Below are 7,063 nucleotides of genomic sequence, written 5' to 3' on the forward strand. Positions count from 1 at the left end.
GCAATACACACGCGTTCGGCCGACACCGGGTATGCGCATCAGCTTGTCCGGCCGGCCGCTCTTTTCTTCGTGCTGCAGCACGTCCATCGCCATCAACAGCGCGGCCACTGCCTTTGGGTCATAGCCCTTGCATACCTCCCTGCGCCACACCTCCGGCTGGATGAAGTACTCGCACGCTGCGGTCTCCGCCGCCTCCGGGCTCATCTTGTCGCCAAACTCCCGCAGGTAGTCACTATTCGTGTTGATTGGTGTACCGCTGCCCGTTACCAAGCGCTTATATCCCGCGCGATTCATCGTGTTTGGCTTGTGGTCATCGGCCGCACGATTCACCCAGGTAAAGCGCGCGTCCCCATGCAGCTCCAGGAAACCGCGTACCTGCCGAACCATTGACTTATGCTCGCCGCTACCGGCGCCTCCGCGTTCGGTCAGCCACGCATCAAAGCAAGCCTTCGCCGCCGATGTGGCCCAGCCCGCCGGCCAGCCGGTTAGACCTGCACTGGTGGACAGTTCGCCGGCCACCCCCACCAGTGCAAACCGCGATGCCACGCGAAACACCTGGCCATGGGCGCTGCCCGCCACCCAATCACTCACCAGGGCGCTAACCCCCTCCCGCAAGATCTCCGCAAGCTCCGCTTGGTTGGCCACCGCCCATTCAATGAACCCCATGCCCGCCGTGCCGTAGTAGCTTCGCGTGGCCTCCTGCAGATGATCGGACAAGGCCTTGCCCGAGACGAACCCGCAAAGGTCTTCAAACACGCCGAGGCCCTTACCTGCATCAGCCGGGATGTTGGCTAGGCGGATCTCTTGCCCCGACTTCGCCACCTTGCCGGCCTCGGCCATATGATCGGATAGCTTGATTTCGCCATCCGACAAGAACAGCAGCCGCCACGTGAGCGCCGGCCGCGCCGTGGCAGTGCGAGTGGCGCGACCCTTGCCGGCCTCATTGGCCAGCATGTAGACCGTATCCCCGATGATTTTTGGATCGACCTGGCCAATCTCATCCAGGATCAGCAGCGCATCCGAGTGCTGCGCAGCGGTCAGTTCTAAGGCGTTGTCAGTTGCCCGCCAGCTTCGCGCATAGTCACGCCCGCCAAACACTGAGGCCGCGACACGTAGGCCCGTTGTCTTGCCGCTGGAGCTATCCCCTACCAGGTGAAAGCCGCCCGACTGCAAGCCCGCATGATGCAGGAGCGGCGCCGCGAACGCCGCAGAGGCACAGAAGGTCAACCGCGTGTTACCGACGCACGCAGCCGCAACCTGCGTTTTCCACTCATCGAGCGTGCCACGTTGCTTGAACTGCGATACAACGCCCGCAGCCGACTGGAACAGCACGCGCTCGCCCTCTGCCTCCCCTATCGTGCGATCCGGCAACACAAACGCGCTCCCATGCCAGCCAATGCGATCCGTACAGCGCGCGCGTGTTTCCGTAGCGGCCGTCTGGATGTACGTTGTCAGCAGGTTCTTTGCCTTCGAACCAGGTGCAATATTGACGCCCATGGAAAGCAGCGTGGCCCGATATTCCGTACCATCCCCGGCCAACATACGCGCCGGCATCGCCCATTGCTTCGGGTGGCCGTCTGCATCGTTGGCCACCAGGAGAAAACCCCACTCCCCATTGTGTTCGTCGCGGGTCTTGGCCTCGACATCGAGACGCGAACAGACCCAGTACGGCGGCAACGGGTCGCCCTGGTCGCTAAACCCGTGATACCAAACCCCTTTGCCGTCCACATCGAACCATGGGCGGCCTGGCGACCGGGCCGATTTAGCGGCCTTAGGCGCTTTCGTCTTGGTGGTGGCCACCTCACCCCCGCCCCGCACCTTTACGTCACGCGTAGCGGCTGCCTGCTGGCTTGCCGCAGCTCTATCGATGTTCTCCGCTGCAGGCACTGCCGAAAGCTCCGGCCGCATAGCTGCCTCAAGCTGCTGGCGCACCTGCTCAGTTCCAGAAACCCGAGCCAAGTCGTTAAAGTCGCTGCCATCGTCTGGCAAGCCAGCCGGCGCCACCATCTGACCACGTGCCCGCCGCCCGGCGTCCTTGGCCGCCAGCAGCCCCGGATTCTTGCCCGTCTCCGCTTCGGTGGCCCGGTCATCATCGGCGCAGATAAGCAGTTGCACATCCGGGAAGAGCCGCCGCATGGTTTCTGCCACGTGCCGCAGGTTCGACGCATTAAAGGCCACCACCACCGGCAAGCCGCACACCTGGTGCAACGTCGCGGCCGTGGCATATCCCTCGGCCACCAGCAGCCATCCAGTCGCATCCGGCGTGCCAATCACGTGATAGCAGCCTGACACGCGGCCACCCTTCAAAAAGATCTTGTCATTCCCGCCGCTCAGCGGTTTGCCGTAGATCCGCTGCAGATTCCACAGTTGGCCAGCAGCGTCACGCGCCGGCACGAGGATGCATCCTTTGCCAAAGCGCACGCCGTGGGCCTCTACGCCCTTGCGCTTGAGATAGGGCGAGCTGCCCGACTCGGCCGCCGCCTCCCACAGCTCAGCAGCCTTGGCAGCGGCCTCGCGCTGCCCGGCCTCCTGCTTTGCCTTGTCACTCATCTCACGCTGCTTGCGTTCGGCATCGCGGCGCGCCGTCTCTTCTTTCGACAAGGCCGGCGCCGGGCCAAAGCGCTTAGGATCGAAGCCCCCCGCCATGGCTTCGCGCAGTAACGTGCCAATGCCCACGGCGCCCGAAGCCTTGCAGCTCTTCCAGGTAGCCTTAGCGGCGGCAGCATCGTAGTTCGCCGCGGATTCGCTCCACTCGTTGAAGAGAGGCCAGCCATCGTCACCGAAATAGTTTTTTACGGCCATGCAAATGCGCAGCCACCGCTCCCGATCATCGGCCGGGATGTGGGTCAGGGCGGCGCGGATCTTCTCTGGCGTGTGTTCGTATTGCATCAGGCTTCGCCCCCTCCCTGCGGATTCACCCATTCGTCAATTCGTAGGGGCGAGTTCGCCCCGCCGGCCCCGCAGCGAGCCAGCATGTAGCGTTCATTCATGGTGTTTTGTTCCTAGTGCGGGTGCGTAGCTGCGCCCGTGGCGGAGTTCACCCGACCACCGAACCCGGCGAGCAAGTACTGCTGCAACCGACCCAGCAGCCCCGATACGAAAGCGTCGCCGGCCGCCGCTAGCTCGGCTGCCGGTACCGCTTGCCCCGCCTCCGCCGCCGCTCGCTGCAATGACGCTCGAAAGCTCATTGCGCAACCCGGCACRAAAACGTGCAACGGGATCTGGCCAAGCTGCTGCAAGCAGCCATCCGCAGTCTCAATGCCCAGGTCGACGGCCCACTGATACTGGAGGCAAACAAGGGCGTCACGTGCCGCCGCGTGCGCAATGGCAGGAATCACGGCAGTCTTGGTACGGTTCATTGCGCTCATACGTCCTCCGAAAAGGGAAGTATCTTGAATTGCTCATTCAGGCAGCGGCAAACATCGTCCATATGCCGCGCCGCTAAGCCCTCTCCCACCTCTGCAATACGCCTACGCGGCGTGTCTGCCTTCGCCAAATCGGCAAGAGCGCGACTCAATTCCATCAGCTCCAGCAGGCCGTCGCCAGCGTTCTCCAGGGCAAATTTGAGCGCATCGAGCTGCGCGGCTCGCGCGGTCTCATCCATCGTGAGCGGTGCGCGCTGTCGCGCACGAAACCGCCCATCGCGCCAGAGCCGCACAGTAGCCGCCCTATCTCGAAAAGCCATTCTCATGCTCAGTCCTCCATAACCGCAGCCAGGACCTTTGACAGAGCCTGCGCGGCGATGCGACGAGATCCGGCCGGCAGGCCACGCAATGACCAGGCATAGCGGCCGTCCGCAGTGCGGCGGATCAGGATTGAATGCTCAGGCTGCTCAAATGCCGAAGCTGCAGCGCTGGTCTCTGCGGCCGAATTGGCGGCCTTGCGACCACGTACGGCAGCAAGGCTCACAACTACGCAGGCACGCGCCCCGTCCGCGTGGCGAGTACCCGTTTTTTGTTCAGACGTGGCGCGCATGGCCGCCCTCCCCGTTCGCGGGCGCGAAGTAGCCAATAGGCGTGCCGCCCAATGCGCTATGTGCGGCTTCCAGTTCTACGCCGAGCTGCGGCAGCACGGCATCGATCAGGCAAAAGAAGGCATCTATATCGCCGTCAGAATGGGCGCCAGCGGCGGCCCAGCGTATCCCGTGCAAGGCGCTGATAGCACGTGACACCTTATCCTTGGCCGATGCGACAGAAGATGGCGCGAGTGGTTTGCGTTCGGTGGTGCTGCTCATTTGGCGCACCTCCCCGACTCAAGCATACGAATCAGTTTGTCTAAGCCTGTTGCGATCACGAGGAGGCCGCCCCTCAACATCAGCGCTTCCTCCAGGGGCGATGCATTCCGTTGCCAGTCGCCAGCAATGGCAGCTTCCGTTGCGGCCGCCTTTTCCCGGCGCTTCGCCGCGAGGCTAGCCGTGCCACCAGGCCGGCCACGGCGGCACGTGTTGGCGACGGCGGGGCGATTAAAAGCCGGATGGCTCAGCACGTTGGGCGGGCAATCCGTTGCGGCGCCGCTATGTGTTTTCGGAGACTCAGCCATGGCTCGCCTCCGCCCGTTCCAGACCGTGCACGCTCGAATCCAACTTCTCACGCCATCCATCCACTGCGAAGAGCGAGGTATTGGTAAGCTGTGCGCCCACGCGTGCAAGGCCCTCGATAACGTCAAAGTTGTCCGGCGCATCAGCGGCGGTGGTCAGACGAATGATTGCCTCGTAGATTGCAGCCGCACCGGACAGCCCTGTAGCTGCATTTTCGTGGGTGGCGATGCCAATTTGTGCGGCGGTAAAGAGAGCACCGGCATTCGACTCGCATTGCTTACACATGGCGCACCTCCCCTTGCATTGCCAGGTGCGCAAGTTCGGCGCTGAGCCGGTTGAACGTCAGCGACAGTTCCGCCTTGCAGAGCGCGGGCAGCGTGTCGAATGCATCGCCGTCAGGATCAAGCATGAAATCGGCCAACGCCTTGAATTGGCGCATGGTGACGGCGAAAGGATCGGAGGCGGTGCTTTTACGCATGACGCACCTCCGCTTGCAGGGCACGCACGCGGTCAGCAACAGCCACCAGCGCGGCGCCGGCTACATCGAGTGATTCGCGGTCAGTGGGCGCGGCAACGGCATCACGCAACGCGGTGCGGACGATAGCGAGGATTTCGGGAAGGGGTGATTGCTCGGTATGGGCGAGCGAAGACATGGCCATGGCACGGCCTCCTTTGTGAGCGGTATCAATCCCGCTCCCCGCTCTCAAACGGGGTGGGCGGGCGCAAGGCAGGGTTGAGAGACCGGCACAAAGGAACCGGCGAGCCCGAAGGCTCCCCCGCCCAGGCCCGCCCATAGAAGGCGCACGTAGGCGTGACGGACGAAAAAAAGCCGCCTGGCGGCGGTCGTCCGCCTTTGTGTTCCGGCTCTCACCCCGGGCCGCTGTGGTTGCAACGGCAGGCACAGTATAGCGCGAGCTGGCGACCGTTGCGAAAGCCCACGCTGGCGAGGCCTGCGAGGCCAGTACCAGGGCAAGGGGCTCAGGGCCGCAGCGGGCCAGAGTCAGGGCGGCAGACATGACCACCAGGCGCAGGCGGAAACACATCATGCCTCGCCCTCCAGCGTGTAGACAGCCACTTTGTGGCGCTTGCCATCCGTTGTAGCGCGCCACTCCAGGCGCATGGTGATTTTGTGACCCTGCGCCCGCAGTTCAAACACGCGGCGTGGTACGTCCTGGATGCTATGCCCCCGAAGTGCGGCGAGACTATCGAGCGCCCCCCGGCGCAGGCCGGCGAGCAGGCGGGCGCGCTCGCCTTCAGCGCGTCTACCGCCATCAATGCCCTTGGAGAGCACCGGACGGCCTGCCGGCGCCTTCACCAGGCGCGGCGCATTGACCAGGTAGGCGCTCACGTGGCGCAGGCGAACATTTCCATAGCGGTCCAATTCCCAAGGGCGCAGCGTAGCAATCGAACGCTGGGCCTCATCAGGTTTTCCGTTRTTTCCGTTACGCGTCGCCATGGTCCGCCTCAACCTCACCAGAAGCGGCCGCAGCCCCCGCCACCCAATCGCACGCCCGTTTGGCTGCGGCTGCGATCATTTCGGCGGTTTCATGTCCACCGCCCGCCAAGAGGCCAGCCTTTCGGCCGCGCTTAGCGCGGCGCGGTCTATCGGATCGGGTTTGCCACTGAAAGCACTGTTGATCAGCCGAGCCTCGTTCGCGTAGTGGTGGGGCTTCGTGCCCTTGCCATCCGCTTCCCGGCGCATGGCAAGCATTTGGGAGACAACAGCATAGTTGGCGGCAACCTCGCCACGCGCTGCGCTCCAGCCGAGCGACTTAGGTTCGCTCAGTTGCTGGCGTAGTGCCAGGAATGCATCGACTAACCGCACCTGGCCAGAACGCGAGTTGCGGCCACCGATGAACGGCATGGCAATAAGAGCGCCGCGCTCGGTCAGCTCAAGGCGGCGCTGCTCGCGGTTCCACTTATCGGTGTAGGAGGTCTCCTTGAAATCAAGGAAACCTATCGAGCCATCCTCAATCAGCGTACCGAGCGTCTGGAGCACGTTGTCATGGCGGCGCCCGAACTCACGGGCAATCGATAGGGAATCGGTAACGGGCTCGCCGCCGCGCAGGTGGACCAGGGCGAGCGCGTTGGCCTGCGTGCCATTCTCATCAATGCGCTGCGGTACCGGGGAGCTGGAACTGTTGGGGAGACCCATGGTCATACCGCCGCCGGCAGAGCCGCAATCCAAGCTTCTACTTCGGACGCCCGCCATGCACGAGAGCGTGCGCCCAGGCGGACGCCAGCCGGGAACTCCTGGCGGGCGATACGGCGATAGATCTCCGAGCGAGAGAGCCCGGTTTTATCCGTAACGGTAGGGAGTCTCCAGAGGGGGCCACCAGCAGGGGTGGCATTGGCGACGGGTGCGCTTTGCATATGGCCTCACAGTGAGTTTCACCGCCGCGTCACCGAACATCCTTGTTCGTCGCGGCATGTGCCATATGCTAAGAAGCGAAACACGGCTACTGAAAGCAGCTGGCTACAGTAACCACGCTTGCCAAACGCAGAACACGGCTACTGTGTATTAGC

The 7,063-nt window shown here is 63.5% G+C and carries 10 protein-coding genes; all 10 read right to left on the minus strand.

Annotated features, from left to right (window positions below; all coding sequences use genetic code 11):
• Positions 1-2,889: DUF927 domain-containing protein (locus AC1DKD_RS37255; protein ID WP_477144426.1), on the minus strand; the 2,889-nt coding region annotated here is incomplete at its 3' end.
• A 475-nt stretch (positions 2,890-3,364) separates the two neighbouring features.
• The gene (locus AC1DKD_RS37260) at positions 3,365-3,604 is read right to left on the minus strand and encodes a hypothetical protein (RefSeq protein ID WP_441631182.1); all 240 of its coding nucleotides are present in this window, start codon (positions 3,602-3,604) and stop codon (positions 3,365-3,367) included.
• 89 nt (positions 3,605-3,693) lie between these two features.
• Positions 3,694-3,975, minus strand: coding sequence for a hypothetical protein (locus AC1DKD_RS37265; protein WP_441631184.1), 282 nt, complete (start codon positions 3,973-3,975; stop codon positions 3,694-3,696).
• Positions 3,959-4,234 carry a hypothetical protein gene (locus AC1DKD_RS37270; RefSeq protein ID WP_441631186.1) on the minus strand — a complete coding sequence of 92 codons (276 nt, stop codon included), beginning with the start codon at positions 4,232-4,234 and terminating at the stop codon, positions 3,959-3,961. The genes AC1DKD_RS37265 and AC1DKD_RS37270 overlap by 17 nt, the downstream gene beginning before the upstream one ends.
• Positions 4,235-4,531: 297 nt before the next feature.
• Complete coding sequence (locus AC1DKD_RS37275) at positions 4,532-4,822, minus strand: hypothetical protein (RefSeq protein WP_441631188.1); 291 nt, start codon at positions 4,820-4,822, stop codon at positions 4,532-4,534.
• The gene (locus AC1DKD_RS37280) at positions 4,815-5,015 is read right to left on the minus strand and encodes a hypothetical protein (RefSeq protein ID WP_441631190.1); all 201 of its coding nucleotides are present in this window, start codon (positions 5,013-5,015) and stop codon (positions 4,815-4,817) included. The genes AC1DKD_RS37275 and AC1DKD_RS37280 overlap by 8 nt, the downstream gene beginning before the upstream one ends.
• Positions 5,008-5,196 carry a hypothetical protein gene (locus tag AC1DKD_RS37285; protein ID WP_441631192.1) on the minus strand — a complete coding sequence of 63 codons (189 nt, stop codon included), beginning with the start codon at positions 5,194-5,196 and terminating at the stop codon, positions 5,008-5,010. The genes AC1DKD_RS37280 and AC1DKD_RS37285 overlap by 8 nt, the downstream gene beginning before the upstream one ends.
• 383 nt (positions 5,197-5,579) lie before the next feature.
• Positions 5,580-5,993, minus strand: coding sequence for a helix-turn-helix domain-containing protein (locus AC1DKD_RS37290; protein WP_441631194.1), 414 nt, complete (start codon positions 5,991-5,993; stop codon positions 5,580-5,582).
• A gap of 75 nt (positions 5,994-6,068) precedes the next feature.
• Positions 6,069-6,698: a Rha family transcriptional regulator gene (locus tag AC1DKD_RS37295; protein ID WP_441631196.1), complete on the minus strand. Its 630-nt coding sequence runs from the start codon at positions 6,696-6,698 to the stop codon at positions 6,069-6,071.
• The gene (locus AC1DKD_RS37300) at positions 6,695-6,910 is read right to left on the minus strand and encodes a helix-turn-helix transcriptional regulator (RefSeq protein WP_441631198.1); all 216 of its coding nucleotides are present in this window, start codon (positions 6,908-6,910) and stop codon (positions 6,695-6,697) included. The genes AC1DKD_RS37295 and AC1DKD_RS37300 overlap by 4 nt, the downstream gene beginning before the upstream one ends.
• Between the last annotated feature and the right edge of the window lie 153 nt (positions 6,911-7,063).

This window comes from Cupriavidus sp. 05T313 (assembly GCF_056396665.1).